This window comes from Aeromonas sp. 6P, from assembly GCF_051919525.1.
Taxonomy (GTDB): Bacteria; Pseudomonadota; Gammaproteobacteria; order Enterobacterales; family Aeromonadaceae; genus Aeromonas; species Aeromonas veronii.
In genome coordinates this window covers 4,154,237-4,169,533 of record NZ_JBQBEO010000002.1, presented here as the reverse complement: position 1 = coordinate 4,169,533, position 15,297 = coordinate 4,154,237, and the positions used below count along the sequence as shown (strand labels likewise).

18 protein-coding genes and 1 pseudogene are annotated in these 15,297 nt (G+C 58.3%); 8 read left to right on the top strand and 11 right to left on the bottom strand.

The annotated features are described in order from the left end of the window. Window positions 1-59: 59 nt before the first annotated feature. From dagF to ACTG2J_RS19245, 11 genes are all read right to left on the bottom strand, one after another. Complete coding sequence (gene dagF / locus ACTG2J_RS19295; RefSeq protein ID WP_113740253.1) at window positions 60-800, bottom strand: 2-dehydro-3-deoxy-phosphogluconate aldolase; 741 nt, start codon at window positions 798-800, stop codon at window positions 60-62. Further along, window positions 800-1,915: a DgaE family pyridoxal phosphate-dependent ammonia lyase gene (locus tag ACTG2J_RS19290; RefSeq protein WP_113740254.1), complete on the bottom strand. Its 1,116-nt coding sequence runs from the start codon at window positions 1,913-1,915 to the stop codon at window positions 800-802. The genes dagF and ACTG2J_RS19290 overlap by 1 nt, the downstream gene beginning before the upstream one ends. Continuing rightward, on the bottom strand, window positions 1,899-3,038 hold the full coding sequence (locus ACTG2J_RS19285; protein WP_201990601.1) for an amidohydrolase/deacetylase family metallohydrolase: 1,140 nt from the start codon (window positions 3,036-3,038) through the stop codon (window positions 1,899-1,901). The genes ACTG2J_RS19290 and ACTG2J_RS19285 overlap by 17 nt, the downstream gene beginning before the upstream one ends. A gap of 42 nt (window positions 3,039-3,080) precedes the next feature. Further along, the gene (locus ACTG2J_RS19280; protein WP_005355144.1) at window positions 3,081-3,731 is read right to left on the bottom strand and encodes a DUF4310 family protein; all 651 of its coding nucleotides are present in this window, start codon (window positions 3,729-3,731) and stop codon (window positions 3,081-3,083) included. An 11-nt stretch (window positions 3,732-3,742) separates the two neighbouring features. Then, window positions 3,743-4,519, bottom strand: a complete 777-nt coding sequence (locus ACTG2J_RS19275; RefSeq protein WP_005355143.1) for a DUF4311 domain-containing protein — start codon at window positions 4,517-4,519, stop codon at window positions 3,743-3,745. 39 nt (window positions 4,520-4,558) lie between these two features. Further along, window positions 4,559-4,855 carry a DUF4312 family protein gene (locus tag ACTG2J_RS19270; RefSeq protein WP_019444839.1) on the bottom strand — a complete coding sequence of 99 codons (297 nt, stop codon included), beginning with the start codon at window positions 4,853-4,855 and terminating at the stop codon, window positions 4,559-4,561. Further along, window positions 4,855-5,220, bottom strand: a complete 366-nt coding sequence (locus ACTG2J_RS19265; RefSeq protein ID WP_005355141.1) for an SFCGS family glycine-rich protein — start codon at window positions 5,218-5,220, stop codon at window positions 4,855-4,857. Before ACTG2J_RS19265 ends, ACTG2J_RS19270 begins: the two co-directional genes overlap by 1 nt. Before the next feature lie 17 nt (window positions 5,221-5,237). After that, window positions 5,238-5,597 carry a transcriptional regulator gene (locus tag ACTG2J_RS19260; protein WP_005355140.1) on the bottom strand — a complete coding sequence of 120 codons (360 nt, stop codon included), beginning with the start codon at window positions 5,595-5,597 and terminating at the stop codon, window positions 5,238-5,240. A 316-nt stretch (window positions 5,598-5,913) separates the two neighbouring features. Continuing rightward, window positions 5,914-7,038, bottom strand: coding sequence for an outer membrane-stress sensor serine endopeptidase DegS (gene degS, locus ACTG2J_RS19255; protein ID WP_005336297.1), 1,125 nt, complete (start codon window positions 7,036-7,038; stop codon window positions 5,914-5,916). 109 nt (window positions 7,039-7,147) lie between these two features. After that, window positions 7,148-8,509 (bottom strand): Do family serine endopeptidase, encoded by a 1,362-nt coding sequence (locus ACTG2J_RS19250; RefSeq protein ID WP_113740257.1) that lies wholly within the window; start codon window positions 8,507-8,509, stop codon window positions 7,148-7,150. Between the two features lie 81 nt (window positions 8,510-8,590). Further along, on the bottom strand, window positions 8,591-8,971 hold the full coding sequence (locus ACTG2J_RS19245; RefSeq protein WP_005356646.1) for a YhcB family protein: 381 nt from the start codon (window positions 8,969-8,971) through the stop codon (window positions 8,591-8,593). Window positions 8,972-9,111: 140 nt separating this feature from the next. Here ACTG2J_RS19245 and zapE point away from each other — a divergent pair, with 140 nt between their 5' ends. The 8 genes and pseudogenes from zapE (at window position 9,112) to ACTG2J_RS19205 (ending at window position 15,292) form a co-directional block, all read left to right on the top strand. Further along, a complete protein-coding gene (gene zapE, locus ACTG2J_RS19240) occupies window positions 9,112-10,206 on the top strand; it encodes a cell division protein ZapE (RefSeq protein WP_113740258.1) in 1,095 nt (364 codons plus the stop codon). Window positions 10,207-10,472: 266 nt separating this feature from the next. Further along, window positions 10,473-10,901, top strand: a complete 429-nt coding sequence (gene rplM, locus ACTG2J_RS19235; RefSeq protein WP_005336289.1) for a 50S ribosomal protein L13 — start codon at window positions 10,473-10,475, stop codon at window positions 10,899-10,901. 15 nt (window positions 10,902-10,916) lie between these two features. Continuing rightward, on the top strand, window positions 10,917-11,309 hold the full coding sequence (rpsI, locus tag ACTG2J_RS19230) for a 30S ribosomal protein S9 (RefSeq protein ID WP_005336286.1): 393 nt from the start codon (window positions 10,917-10,919) through the stop codon (window positions 11,307-11,309). Between the two features lie 299 nt (window positions 11,310-11,608). After that, window positions 11,609-12,196, top strand: a pseudogene (gene petA, locus ACTG2J_RS19225) (ubiquinol-cytochrome c reductase iron-sulfur subunit); the annotation flags it as partial. A 2-nt stretch (window positions 12,197-12,198) separates the two neighbouring features. Then, window positions 12,199-13,416, top strand: a complete 1,218-nt coding sequence (locus ACTG2J_RS19220; protein ID WP_040068842.1) for a cytochrome b — start codon at window positions 12,199-12,201, stop codon at window positions 13,414-13,416. Next, window positions 13,413-14,147 (top strand): cytochrome c1, encoded by a 735-nt coding sequence (locus ACTG2J_RS19215; protein ID WP_113740260.1) that lies wholly within the window; start codon window positions 13,413-13,415, stop codon window positions 14,145-14,147. Before ACTG2J_RS19220 ends, ACTG2J_RS19215 begins: the two co-directional genes overlap by 4 nt. A gap of 87 nt (window positions 14,148-14,234) precedes the next feature. Then, window positions 14,235-14,864: a stringent starvation protein SspA gene (sspA, locus tag ACTG2J_RS19210; RefSeq protein ID WP_005336279.1), complete on the top strand. Its 630-nt coding sequence runs from the start codon at window positions 14,235-14,237 to the stop codon at window positions 14,862-14,864. Next, on the top strand, window positions 14,861-15,292 hold the full coding sequence (locus ACTG2J_RS19205; RefSeq protein ID WP_162628448.1) for a ClpXP protease specificity-enhancing factor: 432 nt from the start codon (window positions 14,861-14,863) through the stop codon (window positions 15,290-15,292). Before sspA ends, ACTG2J_RS19205 begins: the two co-directional genes overlap by 4 nt. The last annotated feature ends 5 nt before the right edge of the window (window positions 15,293-15,297 follow it).

Genomic DNA, 15,297 nt, shown 5'->3' with positions numbered 1-15,297 from the left:
AGTGGGTCATCAACAAGCCAGGCACCGGTCAGTGATTGAACCGGCGCCCGTGACTGCCATCAGGCCAACAGTCGTTTCACTATGGCCAGCAGAGTCCGGACATCCTCGGGGCGAGTGTGCCCGCTCGCGCTGTCGATGATGGAGCTGTAGACGTGCGGGATCACCTTCTCGACTCCGGCATCCAGCGCAATCCGCACTATCTCCTCGAAGTTCTCCAGATCGATGCCGCCGGTGGGCTCCAGCCAGAAGCCGTGGTGGGCACAAGCCTCGGCCACTGCCTGATACTCGTCGCGGCAGGCCAGCCCACCCATGGGGAAGAACTTGACCGAGCTGCCGCCCATGTCCTTGAGCAGGGCGATGGCGGTATCGATGGGCACTATGCCATCCGGCTGCCCGGCGCTGAGTGGACCGGTGGAGATCTTCACCATGCCCGGCATGCCGGTAGGGGAGATCAGCCCATTCACCAACGTTTGTGACTGGCCGAGCAGCGCCCGGCTGGCGCCGACACCAGTGAACACCTGGTTGACGTGCTGGGGCTGCAGCTGGCAGGCCAGTTCGGCCACCATGGCGGATTGGCGCGGATCGCCGGCGCCCAGCCCGATGGAGAGGGCGTTGTCGATAAGCTTGGCGTACTCCTTCATATCGGCAACTGCGGAGGGAATATCCGGGTAGTTCTTGGAAAGCACACCGACCAGCACGTGGCCTTCGGCTGCGTCGTACACCTCGACGGCATTCTCCTTGGCTCCAGCCAGCACGTTGAGACAGACCCGATCACGGTAGTAGTTGGGGGTAAGGGACATCAGCGATTCTCCTGAACGAGGTTGGCAATGGCGGAGTGGATTTGGTCGAGCTGGGGCACGGAGACGCTGCGTACATCGATCTCGATATGCCCCTCGTTGGCCTTGTAGCCGCGGCAGTAGATGGCAGGCGTGCCCTGTTGCAGACGGGTGACGACCTGCACTGTGGTCATGCCGAGCTGCTGGTGGTCGAAGGCGATATCGGTGCGGGCGATGTCGCGCCCTGCGCTGTCCCATACCACCTTGGCGGTGACGCCGGGCAGCTGGTTTAGGCGCTCGATGAAGGGGCCCATCTTGGCGACCATGGCGGCGCCGCTCTCTTTCTCTTTGGCCAGATAGCGCTCGATGGCGTGGGTCAGGCCGAGGATCCCCTCCTTGCCCACCTTCATGGCGCGACCGATGCCATTGGCCTGCTGTTTGACCCACTCCACGTACTGACGCTTGCCGAGCACCAGCCCGCTGGTGGGCCCTTCAATGGCCTTGGCGCCGCTGTAGATGACCAGATCCGCCCCCTGGTTGTAATAGAGCCGCAGATCCTCTTCGGCGGCCGCATCAACGATCAGCGGCAACTGATGAGCCTTGGCCACCTCGGCGGCCTCGGCCACCGACAGAATGCTCTTCTGCACGCAGTGGTGGGACTTGATGTAGAGGATGGCCGCAGTATTGGTATTGATGGCGGCGGCCAGTTGGGCGGTGGAGCACTCGTTGGCATAACCCGCTTCCACCACCTTGCCGCCACCCAGATTGACCATGGTGCCGACGGGGGCGCCAAAGTTGACGTTGTGCCCCTTGGGCAGCACGATTTCGCTCGGCACGTCATGGGGGTGGCCATGCAGTTGCTCCAGCCGGTAGGGGTCGCCACGCACTATCATGGCGGCGACTGACTGGGCGATGCCGGCGCTGGCACAGGAGACCACCACAGCATCTTCCACATCCAGTAAACCAGCCAGATAGGCGCCGGTCTTGTTGACCAGATCCTTGACCTCGAAGTAGTGGCCCAGGCCAAAATTGACTGCATCGACCACCTCCTGCTCGGGGGTGGAGACGCCGAGAATGGTCATGCGCCCTGAGGCGTTGATCACCGGTTTGAGCTGATATTTCTCATAAACAGAAAGCATGGTGTGATTTCCCATAGTGAGTCAGAACCAGTTCGCCACCGACCAGGGCGGCGAGAGGCTGCAGTTGTTGGTCACCGCTGCGGGACTGGGCTTCGGTATCCATAAACAGGGTCGGGCCGCTGGCGACCTCGAACAGGGTCAGATCGGCATCGGCGCCCACCTCGAGCCGCCCCTTGCCGGAAAGGCGTAGGGCATCGGCCGCTTGATGGGTGACGCAGGCGAGCACCTGCTCCAGCGTCATGCCGATGGCGAGAAACTTCGACATCACGTGAGCCAGACTGTAGACCGGCCCGTTGATGCGGTTCTTGCAGTAGATGTCGGAGCTGATGGTGCGAGGCAGGATCCCCTGTCGGATAGCCAGCTCCGCCACCTCGAAGCTGAAGCTGGCGCCGCCGTGGCCGATGTCGAGCAACAGGCCCCGTCTCATCGCCTCGCGCACCGCGACCCGCAGCTCGCCAGCCGGAGTCAGGATGCGGTTCGGTTTGCCGTTGAAGCAGTGGGTCAGCAGATCGCCATCCCCCAGCAGGGCGACGATCTCGTCCAGATCCGGCGGTGTGTTACCCACGTGCACCATCAGCGGTAGCTGGCCGTGGGTCTGTTGCAGCGCCTTGGCCATGCGCAGCGGTTGCAGACCGTTTTCTCCGACCACGCTGCCGCTCATCCGCGCCTTGATGCCGACAATAAAGTCGGGGTGGCGGCGAATGGCTGCCGAGGCGAGATCCATATCGAGATCCCGTCTATCAGCCAGTTCGTTCTGGCGCAGCAGGCCGATACGGGAGAGATTGAGCAGGGCATGCACCCGGGTCTTGCAGCCCGCAGCGATCTGCTGGAAGTGATCCACATCGTCGGCCCCGGTGCTGCCGGCGTCGATGACGGTGGTGACGCCGGACTCTACGCCCACCTTGTCCGGCTCATCGTGATAGATGGGGGAGGCGGGGTAGCAGTGGGTGTGGCCATCGATCCAGCCAGCGCTCACATGTACCCGGCCGCCGAGATCCAGGATCTGCCGCGCCGTTGCCATCTCCGGCAGGGAGCCGATGGCGGCGATTTTGCCCTCCTTGATGGCAATATCGACGAGCTGGCCATCTCCCTGGCGCCCGGCTCTGATGATCATGTCGTACATGCTGATAACCTCTGGCGAGCCGCCCCGCAGGGCGGCTGGTACTTACACAAGGGCGACCGGGAAGAAGGTACCCAGCAGCATGGCTCCCAGGATGGCACCGCCGGTGATGGGTTTGCCCCACACGTAGAACAGCAGCGCACCCAGCAGGGAACCGATACCGATGGGGATGGAGGCCCCCATGGCGGAGAGGATGATGAGGGGGCCGAGGAAGCGGCCAGAGCTGTTGCCTGCGCCCATCATCACGTCAGCACCGTAGGTGGAGTTGCTCTGGTTGATGGTGAACTTGCGCGCCAGAATGATGACGTAGCCGATGGCCAGACCAATCCCCATGCCGGTTGCCAGCGAGGCGCCGAAGTTCTCCACCGGATAGACGATGCCGGCCCCCAGCAGCAGGGCTGGCACTCCGAGACCGACCCCGGTCTGGATGGCACCGCCGATATCCAGGATCCCCACCAGGGATCCCTCGATGATGCGGGCGAACAGGAAGCTGGCACCGAACGCGGCTACCGCGCCGTAGGCACCCGTGTCCATTCCGGCTTTCAGCATGGCGACGAAGGCTACCTCGTTGAAGGCACCAACCCCGTACAGATAGAACATGTGGGTACCGGCAAAGACCCCGGCCGAGAGCAGGCCGACGAAGATGGGAAATGACCAGTCGGCATACCAGAAGTTGTTTTTCAGTTTCTCATCCATGGTGTGACCCCTTATTTGCCGCTCAGCAGGTTATGGACACTTTCCAGCCACAGGGGGACACCCATATGGAAGGATTCAATCAGTTTCATGTCGAAGCCGCGGAAGAAGCCGCTCAGCACGAACAGCAGGACGATGGCCGCCATCATCACCTTGGTGACGTGGTTCCAGCCGCTCTCTTCCACGCCCTTGCCGATCAGGATACCGAGCACCAGACCCGGTACCGCGTTGCCCATGATGAGCTGGGCCAGACCGCCGAAGATGGTTGCCCAGAAACCGGATTTCTTGCCCGCCTCGATGGCTGCGAGCCAGAAGATCACCGGCATGACGGTATTGACCAGCAGGTTGGCGGCCGGTACCAGCACCTTGACAGCAGTGACCTGCAGGGCGGCCGGGACGGCAGCTGCCGTGCTGTTGAGGAAGGCAACCACGATGGCACCTATGATGCCGCCGGCGATGGCCATCTTTTTCGGGTCGTGCAGAGTGGTGGCGAGATCCCGATTTTTGAACAGCAGTGCCGCCGTGGCCCAGTGCGGGATGATGCGGTGATCCACATCCTGGGTGAAGGCGCCGGCCGCCACGGTGGAGGCCCAGGCGTTAAAGAAAAAGCCCAGACCAAACGAGAAGTGAGAAGCGGGATCCCCCTCGCAGGAGTTAAGTTCGCCCAGGGTGCGGAAGGCACCCATGCCCTGTACGGTCGGGGCGTGGAACATCCGCGCCGCGCCGGCCCCCACCCCGACGCCAACCAGGCCGCCAATGATGAGTGACTTGATAAAAATGATTAGAAACATCCAACGTATCCTTCTTGTGGGGTTGTGCCTGCGCAGGCATCACACCTGGGTGAATGTCACCTTGGCGACATCCAGACTGGTGACCTGAACCTTGATCTCCAGCTGGACGCGGTATTCGCGGCGCTGGCGCGGCAGGAAGAAGAACAGGAACTTCTCCACCCGGACCGACTCCTCGGCTTTGAGCACCTGTACATCGACCGGCTCAATGCGCAGCAGTACCTGCTGGTTGTCCTTGAGCAGTGTGGGTTGCACCTGGCTGAGGGCGGAGGCAAACGCCTGCTGGCGTGTCGTCCCCTTGCCGTTGACGATGACCTGGGTGGTGAAGTTCTCTTTCATCAGGCGCGTCCGTGCTTCTTGGCGAAGGCTTCGACCAGCTTCTGGCCCAGCTCTTCCTTGTCCATGAAACCGAAGCCCAGCACCACGCACCCTTCGTTGATGGCGGTGACGCCCTCTTCAACAGAGCGCATGCCGTAGCGGCACTTGTAGCCGTATTTGGTCTGGGCGGTGATCGCCCCGGCGCCGCCGCTGCCGCAGAAGGAGATGCCGAGATCCGCCTGTTCCTTGTTCATCACATCGCCGAGCTTCATGTCAGCGGCCATGCCTGGGATGATGGTCACGTTGGCCCCGGCAGCTTCCGCGCCTGCGCCCACTTTCTGACCCTTGCCGAGACGGTCTCCAATAACGAGTTTGATGGCTGTCATATCGATTTCTCCTTGAGTTACGGGTTCTGCACCGAGCTGAGTTCGTTTTCTTTGGCGACTTCAAAATGGACGGACAAGAGGTGCGCCTCCTCATAAGCAAGCTGATCCAGCCAGCTGACGACCTGTTCGGCGAGACGCAGTGAGAGGGGGGAGATCTCTTCAAACAGGCTGAGGTCAACCTCCGGCAGGGGCTCGCCACTGTGGGAGCGCCACACCATGGCTTTGACATGGGAAGCCAGCATCTGCCGTTGCACCTCGTTGGGGATGATGCCCTGTTCGGCCAGCAGGGGATAAATGCGCGCGAGGATATGATCGGTCTGGCGCAGCAACTCCGGGCTGTTCGGGGTCAGGGTCTGGTCGTGAGTCTCTGTTTGCAATGTCTGCTCTCCAAGGCTGGCAGAAGGTATGGCGTTACCCTAAGCCTGCGCGTCGATGTGGAGGAGGCAGTGTTTTTCCGATTCGAAGCGGAAATTCCTGAGGAAATGGCCCCGAAGTGATCGTTTGGATACTGAAAAGGTAAAAAGAGTGCTTATTGAAGCTGGTTTTGTGTGATCGGTAGCGCACAAATCGGGGGGGGCGGGGGCAGGGGAAGCGTTGCGGGAAACTGTGAGTCATCTCACGGTAAGAGACGTTACCGAGAGGGCAGATATGGAAAAGGGCGGTTTCCCGCCCTTCTCATTAAAAGAAGTGACGCTAGCTGGCCGATGCTGCGCTCGAGCTGGCCGTTCTCTGCTGATAGCGCAGGTCTTCCTCTATAGTGACCACCACTTCCAGCGGCTTGCCGGAGCGGAATACCGAGATGGTCAGCTTGGTGCCGGGGCGGCTCTCGACAATCTTGTCCATGGCGCTGCGTACGCCACTGATGGCCTCTCCGTTGATCTTGAGCAGCACATCCCCTCGCTGCAGGCCGCCTTTGGCCGCCGGGCCGTTGGGATCCAGACTCTCCACCACCAAGCCACGCAGGTCGCCGAGGTTCATCATCCGCGCGACTATGGGGTTGATCTCGACGCTGGAGATCCCGAGGTAGCCGCGGATCACCCGGCCGTTGGCGATCAGCTCATCCATGATCCGTTTTGCCAGCCGGTAGGGGATGGCGAAGCTGATGCCGTAGCTCTCCTGATTGCCGTTGAGGTGATAGGTGGCGGTGTTGATCCCCACCAGATCGCCACGGCCGTTGACCAGCGCCCCGCCCGAGTTGCCCTCGTTGATGGCGGCATCGGTCTGCAGCAGATCCTGACGGCCATTGCTGTCGGGCCCCATGCTGGATAGGCCGGTACGGCCGGTCGCGCTGATAATGCCCTGGGTGATGGTCTGGCCGACGTTGTAGGGGTTGCCGATGGCGAGCACCACATCTCCCACTTCTGGCAGTCGCTCGGGATCCTGCGGGATCACCGGCAGGTTGTCTGACTCGATATAGAGCACGGCGAGGTCGGTGAGCTGATCGGTTCCGACCAGCTCGGCACTGAAGACCCGACCATCCTGCAACGCGACGATGATCTGGTCGGCATCGGCGATGACGTGGTAGTTGGTCAGTACATAGCCGCGCTGATTCATGATGACGCCAGAACCCAGCCCTTGTGGGCGCAGTTCCCCCTGATTGCCCTGATTGGGGGCAAAGCTGCGGGTATAGATGTTGACGACGGCAGGGCCTGCCCGATGGGCGGCATAGGAGAAACTCAGTTCACGGGCATTGGTGATGATGCCGGGCAGTTGGGCACCACCGCGAAAATGGGGAAACAGCAGCAACAGCAGCGCTGCGACGGTCAATCCAAAACCGACAGACTTGCCCAAGTAACTGACTAAAGGGGGGATTTTCATGTCATTCTCATCCGTACAGGCTGCGCGCAGAGAATAACACTATCGATGGATAAAAATCACCCGCGGTGAAGGCCGCGGGTGATAGAGGGGTTGGCGAACAACTTGAGCGTTAGCGGATCACCAGATAGAGCGAGGAGTCGCCGCGCTGGATGTTGAGTGCCAGCACGTCAGGCTTGTTCTTGAGCGCCTTGGTCAGCTCGCCCAGGGTGTTGATGCGCAGGCGGTTGACCCCGATGATGATGTCACCCTTCTGCAGGCCGGAAGCAGCTGCCGGAGAGCGAGGATCAATGTCGGCCACCGCAACACCGGAGACCGGGTCGGTAGTGGTGCTCAGCTTGGCCCCTTCCAGTGCCGGATGCAGCGCGCTGGCGCGTACTTCGCTGTCATCGGCCTGCTTCAGGGTCACTTTGGCAGTTTGCGGCTTGCCATCGCGGATCAGCCCCAGCTCGACCTGCTTGCCAGCGCCCATGGTGGCGATCTTGGCACGCAGCTCGCCGAAGGAGCGAACCGGTTTGCCATCGATGCTGACAATGATATCGCCAGCCTTGATGCCCGCCTTGTCGGCCGCCGAATCAGGCATGACCTGATTGACGAAGGCGCCATCCTTCTTGTTGTAACCGAAGGTTTTGGCGATGTCGGAGGTGAGCTCGGTGCCGGTAATGCCCAGCTGGCCGCGACGCACTTCACCGTACTTGACGATCTGCTCGGTCAGATCCCGCACCATGTTGGAGGGGATAGCAAAGCCGATGCCGATGTTGCCGCCGTTCGGGCCCAGAATCGCGGTGTTGATACCGATCAGCTCGCCACGCAGGTTGAGCAGAGCGCCGCCGGAGTTACCGGAGTTGATGGCCGCATCGGTCTGGATGAAGTTCTCCAGATTCTCGATGTTGAGGCCGCTGCGACCCAGCGCACTGACGATACCGGAGGTGACGGTTTGGCCCAGACCAAACGGGTTGCCGATGGCCAGCGCATAGTCACCTACCCGCAGCTCATCGGAGTCGGCGAACTTGATCTGCACCAGATCCTCGGCCTTGATTTGCAGCAGGGCGATGTCGGACTGCTTGTCTTCACCGATCTTCTTGGCCGCATACTCACGACCATCCTTCAGGTTGACCTTGATCTCGTCCGCCTCGTGCACCACGTGGGCGTTGGTGATCACGTAACCCTTCTTGGCATCGACGATAACACCGGAGCCGAGCGCCTGGAACGGCTGCTCGCTCACCTGTTCATCGGGCATGTTGGGGCCGAAGAAGAACTTGAACTGTTCCGGCAGACGCTGACGGGTAATTTTTTTGCCAGAAACCGAGATATTGACCACCGCCGGGGTGACCTGTTCGAGAACAGGCGCCAGGCTTGGCATCTCCTGATTTGAACCTAACAGGGAAGGCAGTGCAGCCTGAGCAGGGGCCGCAGACATGGCGATACCGACACTGAGGGCTAGCACACTGAGCATGGAAAGAGGTTTACGCATATGAAAAACAGCTCCCAGAAAAAGTTGCATTGCAATCGTCAAGGTCAGACCACGGGACTGGCCAATTAGTTCCGCGAGGAACTAGTTTGGTTGCTTGAGCAGTCCGGAAGAGGCGCCAGCATAGTCGCGAGGCGGAACGCCCGGCTCTTCTGCCACATTGGCAGGGGCTTCTTCTACCAATGACTCGCGGAACAGCGGTTCCTGCGCCTTGGCCAGGAATTTGCTCTGCTCGGCCATGTGGCGATAGAGGGTCTGATACTGCTCGGCCAGTTGCTCCATCAGGGCGGCGCTGTCGGCGAAGTGGGTGTTGATCTGGCCCTGATAACTCTCGAGCTCCTTGTGGGCCTTCTTCAGTTCCTGTTCGAGACGGCCAGCATCGCGGCTACGTACCGAAAAACGGCCGAGAACGATACCGATAATCAAGGCCGCGACAGCCAGCAGGATCCCAGTTAACAGACTCATAGATGCTCCTTGTTACAGCTAAAACAGAGTGGGTTTATGCGGTCGTCATAACCGCCATGCCTTGATGGCACTATACCGTGCGTCCTGAGGCCGTGATACCATTTTGTCCTCGATTCAGGGACTTGGAGAGGCGCTCAAGGATGACACCGCAGCAAAAATACCAGCAGGATCTGCTGCGCCCCGGCTTTGTGGCCGACCCCGCGCAGGGGATGGCCATTAGCAGGCTGGAGCGACTGTATCAGGATTTGCTACGGCGCCCGACTCCGACCAGATCTCGAGGGCTGCTGGGTTGGCTGCAAAAGCCCAAGCCGCCGGAGCCCGTCCTCGGTATCTATATGTGGGGCGGAGTGGGCCGAGGCAAGACCTGGCTGATGGATACTTTTTTCGACAGCCTGCCGGGGACGCGCAAGATGCGCAGCCATTTCCACCGCTTCATGCACCGCATTCACGATGAACTGCAGGGGTTGAGCGGGCAGTCCGATCCCCTCAAGCTGGTGGCCAGCAAGCTTGCCAGTGAAATAGACATCATCTGTTTCGACGAATTTTTTGTCTCCGACATCACCGACGCCATGTTGCTGGGTACGCTGTTCCAGGAGCTGTTTGGTCACGGTGTCGTGCTGGTTGCCACTTCAAATATTCCGCCGCAGGATCTTTATCGCAACGGGCTGCAGCGAGCCCGTTTTCTGCCAGCTATCGAGCTTATCGAGCGTCATTGCGAGGTACTTAACGTGGATGGCGGTATCGACTATCGCCTGCGTACGCTGGAACAAGCCGAGATTTATCACTGCCCGCTGGACTTGCAGGCAAAAGCCAATCTTGACCACTATTTTCAGCAATTAACCGGTGGGCACACGGCTTGCGAGGGGACGTTCGAGGTCAATCATCGTCAGCTGACGTTGCTCGGAATGGGGGAAGGGGTGCTCTATATGGAATTTGAGCAACTTTGCTGTACTCCCCGCTCCCAGAACGACTATATCGAGCTGGCCAGGCTGTTCCATACCATTCTGCTGGCCAATGTGCAACCAATGGGCACAGGCACGGATGACGCGGCTCGCCGCTTCATTGCCATGGTCGATGAGTTCTACGAACGGCACGTCAAGCTCATCATGTCAGCGGCGGTTCCCATGACAGAACTCTACGGCGAAGGGCTGCTGAATTTCGAATTCAAACGCTGTCTTTCGCGGCTTCAGGAAATGCAATCGCACGAATACCTTGCCAGAGTGCACCTTCCTTAGTCACAATACCGCGCCTGCCAGTCGGATGGGCATCTGCGGCAGGTAGGGCCGGGCGACATTTGCTGGTTTCATGGCAGTGAAATTAGCAGGTGATATTTAAGGCAACTTCACTTATAATCGCCCGGCCCACGTTACAGCTGTCGATAAGACAGCAACACTTTAAGCTTTACTTGTATTCGAAGGGGTACAGGTAGGCCATCGTTTGTTGTTTGTGGGAGAGCCCCCATAAGCAATTGGGTCTGTAACAGGTAATTGGGTTTAACTTAATGAAAACTTTCGTTGCCAAGCCAGAAACCGTAAAACGTGACTGGTACATTGTGGACGCAGAAGGTAAAACTCTGGGTCGTATCGCAACCGAGATCGCTGCTCGTCTGCGTGGTAAGCACAAAGCTGAGTACACTCCGCACGTTGACACCGGTGATTACATCATCGTTGTAAACGCTGAGAAGGTACACGTAACCGGTAAGAAATTTACCGACAAAATGTACCACGCTCACTCCGGTTTCCCGGGTGGTATCAAGTCAATCAGCTTCGACAAGCTGATTCAGCGTAAACCGGAAATGGTAATCGAAGCAGCCGTCAAAGGCATGCTGCCGAAAGGTCCTCTGGGCCGTGCCATGTTCCGTAAACTGAAAGTTTACGCAGGCGCCGAGCATGCTCATGCTGCTCAGCAACCTCAAGTACTGGATATCTAATCGGGAACTGGCAACATGGCAGAAAATCAATACTACGGTACCGGCCGTCGCAAAAGCTCCACTGCTCGCGTATTTATCAAAGCGGGTAGCGGCAAGATCGTAATCAACCAGCGCTCCCTGGAGCAGTACTTCGGCCGTCCGACTGCCCGCATGGTAGTTCGTCAGCCGCTGGAACTGGTTGAGATGACCGAGAAACTGGACCTGTACATCACCGTTAACGGTGGTGGCATCTCCGGTCAAGCTGGTGCGATCCGCCACGGTATCACTCGTGCTCTGATGCAGTACGACGAAACCCTGCGTTCCGAACTGCGTAAAGCTGGCTTTGTTACTCGTGATGCCCGTAAGGTTGAGCGTAAGAAAGTTGGTCTGCACAAAGCTCGTAAGCGTCCGCAGTACTCCAAGCGTTAATTCGCTTTTGGTACTCACTCTTTCGAGTGTCAAAAAAGCCTGGCGGTTGCCAGGCTTTTTTTATTGGTAATATTACCGACATCAATGCTAACCACGCGTCACAAAAGACAAAAAATTGTTTCTTTATTGTTTTCATTGCTCACCGCTCTTTCTTGTCAAGTTGTTATCTTTTCTTTAAAATTTCCCCTGTTTTCTGTGGCAATTGTAAATCCAGCTTCCGCCGCTGTTGTCACGGGAAAAATGGGGAACAGGGACACTATAAGAATGTGCGGAGTCCACATGGGAGAGTTTTTGGATAGAGCAATGCGCCAGTTGATACCGGTCGCCGCAGATTTCTTACCTGGTCAACGGTTGCCGTTGGTGGGGTAGGAGCTGCGTTTACCGCAGTGCCGTTTATAAAGTCATGGAATCCGAGCGCCAAGGCCAAAGCAGCCGGTGCGCCGGTTGAAGTCGATATCAGCAAGTTGGAACCGGGTCAGCTCATCCGTGTCGAGTGGCGAGGCAAGCCTGTCTGGGTGGTGAAACGCACCAAACAGACGCTGGATGCCTTGGCCGCGCATGATGACAAGCTGCGGGATCCCTCATCTGAAGAGCCGCAGCAGCCTGACTATGCCCATAACGGGTACAGATCGATCAAGCCCGAAATTTTTGTCGCGGTCGGTATTTGCACCCACTTGGGGTGTTCACCTTCCTATCTGCCTGACAGCTTTGGCGAGCAGGTGCAGGGCGTTACGTCCGGCTTCTTCTGCCCGTGCCATGGCTCCAAGTTCGACATGGCCGGCCGTGTGTTCCAGGGGGTGCCTGCACCGCTGAACCTGGTCATTCCGCCCTATCAATTCATTAATGACACCACCATCCTGGTCGGTGCCGATGGCAAGGAGGCCTGACCATGTTGAGTAAACTGATGGGCTGGATCGATTATCGATTCCCGCTCACGGCCATGTACAACGACCACATGGCCAAGTATCCGGCACCGAAGAACCTGAACTTCTGGTACTTCTTCGGCTCGCTGGCCATGCTGGTGCTGGTTAACCAGATCATCACCGGTATCTGGTTGACCATGAACTACAACCCCTCTGCGGAAGGTGCGTTTGCCTCCGTGGAGTACATCATGCGCGATGTGGAGTACGGCTGGCTGCTGCGTTACATGCACTCAACCGGTGCGTCTGCATTCTTCATCGTGGTCTATATGCATATGTTCCGCGGCATGATCTATGGCTCTTATCAGAAGCCTCGTGAGCTGCTGTGGATCTTCGGCATGCTGATCTTCCTGGTGCTGATGGCGGAAGCCTTTATGGGCTACTTACTGCCCTGGGGTCAGATGTCATTCTGGGGTGCCCAGGTCATCATCTCGCTGTTTGGCGCCATTCCGGTCATCGGTGACGATCTGACCCTGTGGATCCGCGGTGACTACGTGATCTCCGGTGCGACCCTTAACCGCTTCTTCGCGCTGCACGTCATCGCGTTGCCGCTGGTGCTGGTGATGCTAGTTGCCATGCACATTCTGGCGCTGCACGAAGTGGGCTCCAACAACCCGGACGGTATCGACATCAAGAAGCACAAGGACGAGAACGGCTGGCCGCTGGATGCGGTGGCGTTCCACCCTTATTTCACCGTCAAGGACATGATCGGTGTGGCGGGCTTCCTGTTCTTCTTCTGCGCCATCATTTTCTTCAAGCCGGATATGTGGGGTTACTTCCTCGAGAAGCCGAACTTTGAAGTGGCCAACGGCCTGAAGACTCCTGCTCACATCGCGCCTGTGTGGTACTTCACCCCCTTCTACGCGATTCTGCGTGCGGTACCTGACAAGCTGCTTGGCGTCATCATGATGGGCCTCTCTATTGTGGTGTTGTTCCTGCTGCCTTGGCTGGATCGCTGCAAGGTGCGTTCTGTTCGCTATCGCAGCAAGCTACACAAGCTTAACATCGCCCAGTTCGTGGTCTGCTTTATCATCCTGGGGGTGCTGGGTGTACTGCCGTCGACGCCGACCCTGACGCTGGTTGCCCAGATTTGTACCTTGGGTTATTTCGGTTTCTTCGTGCTGTTGTTCTTCTACAGCAAAAACGAACGCACCAAGCCGCTGCCGGAGAGGGTTACATTTAAATGAAAAAAATAATATTTGCAGTGCTGACCCTGCTGCCATCACTGGTGTTTGCCAATGCTGGGGCCGTGCATCTGGACAAAGCCAATTATGATCTGAGCGACAAGGCATCCCTGCAACGTGGAGCTGCCACCTTCATGAACTATTGTGCAGGCTGCCACTCTACCCAGTATCAACGCTACAACCGGGTTGCTGCCGATCTGGAGATCCCCGAGGAGCTGATGAAGGAGAACCTCATCTTCACTGGCGCCAAAGTGGGTGATCTGATGAAGATCGCCATGTCCGAGAAGGATGCCGCCAAGTGGTTTGGTGCTCCCCCTCCGGATCTGACTCTGGTTGCCCGGGTACGTGGTGCGGACTGGATTTACACCTATCTGCGTTCTTTTTACGTGGATCCGACTCGTCCGTTTGGGGTGAATAATGTGGTGTTCCCGTCTGTGGGCATGCCTCATGTGTTGGAACCGTTGCAGGGAACCCCCCGTGCAGAGTTCGCTACTCACACGGTCGACGGAGTGGAAACCCAGCAGGTTGTCAGCATCAAATCTGACGGTAATGGTGAAATGGATGACGAAGAGTATGATCAGACGGTACTGGATCTGGTAAACTTCTTGGTCTACTCGGCTGAACCGGTACAACAGGAGCGTGAACGCATGGGCTTCTGGGTGCTTGGTTTCATCGTGATCTTCTTCATCTTCACTGTGCTGTTGAAGAAGGAATTCTGGCGCGACGTTCACTAAGCGACCAGATACGGGTAATATAATGCACGGCAATGAAGACCAAGATGCTTCATTGCCGTTTCTGCTTTTTAATGACGGGAGGGTTCAATGGCTGTAGCTGCCAATAAGCGTTCGGTAATGACGCTGTTTTCCGGTGCCAACGATATGTTCAGCCATCAGGTGCGTATTGTCCTGGCGGAGAAGGGTGTTAGCGTGGATATCTGCCAGGTTGATCCAGCCAATCTGCCGGATGAGCTGGCCGAGCTGAACCCGTACAACTCTGTACCGACCCTGGTTGATCGTGAGCTGGCACTCTACACCTCGCGCATCATCATGGAGTATCTGGACGAGCGCTTCCCGCATCCGCCCCTGATGCCTGTTTACCCGGTTGCCCGCGGTAACAGCCGTCTGATGATGCACCGCATCGAGCTGGACTGGTACTCCCTGGCCGACAAGATCATGGCCGGTACCGATGCTGAAGCGGCACGCAACGAACTGCGTGACAACCTGCTGGCCATCGCGCCGATCTTCGGTGAAATGCCCTATTTCATGAGCGAAGAGTTCGGTCTGGTGGATTGCTACATGGCACCGCTGCTGTGGCGTCTGCCGAGCCTTGGCATCGACCTGACCGGTCGTGGCGCCAAAGAGCTGAAGGCCTACATGGTTCGTCTGTTCGAGCGTGAGTCCTTCCAGGCTTCCCTGACCGAAGCCGAACGCGAGATCCGTGCTGGCGTATGAGCATGGAACCGACAATGACACCGAGCCGCCCGTACTTGTTACGGGCGTTCTTTGACTGGTTGCTGGACAACGATCTGACCCCTCATCTGGTGGTCAACGTCAACATTCCCCATGTGATGGTGCCGATGCAGTTTGCTCAGGACGGGCAAATTGTACTGAATATCGCGCCCCGAGCCGTGATGCAATTTCACATGGATAACGAGGCTATCAGCTTCAGTGCCCGCTTTGGCGGGGTCTCCCAGCAGGTTTACATCCCGATGGCGGCAGTGTTGGCTATTCATGCACGGGAGAACGGCGTGGGCACCATGTTCCCGCCGGAGCCCGGTTACGATATCTGGCTGGAGCAAGCTGAAGCGCCCGTGGAGCCTGAGCCTGAGCCGGAGCCGCCGCGCCCCAGCGGCCGTCCGACCCTGAAAGTCATTAAATAAAAAAC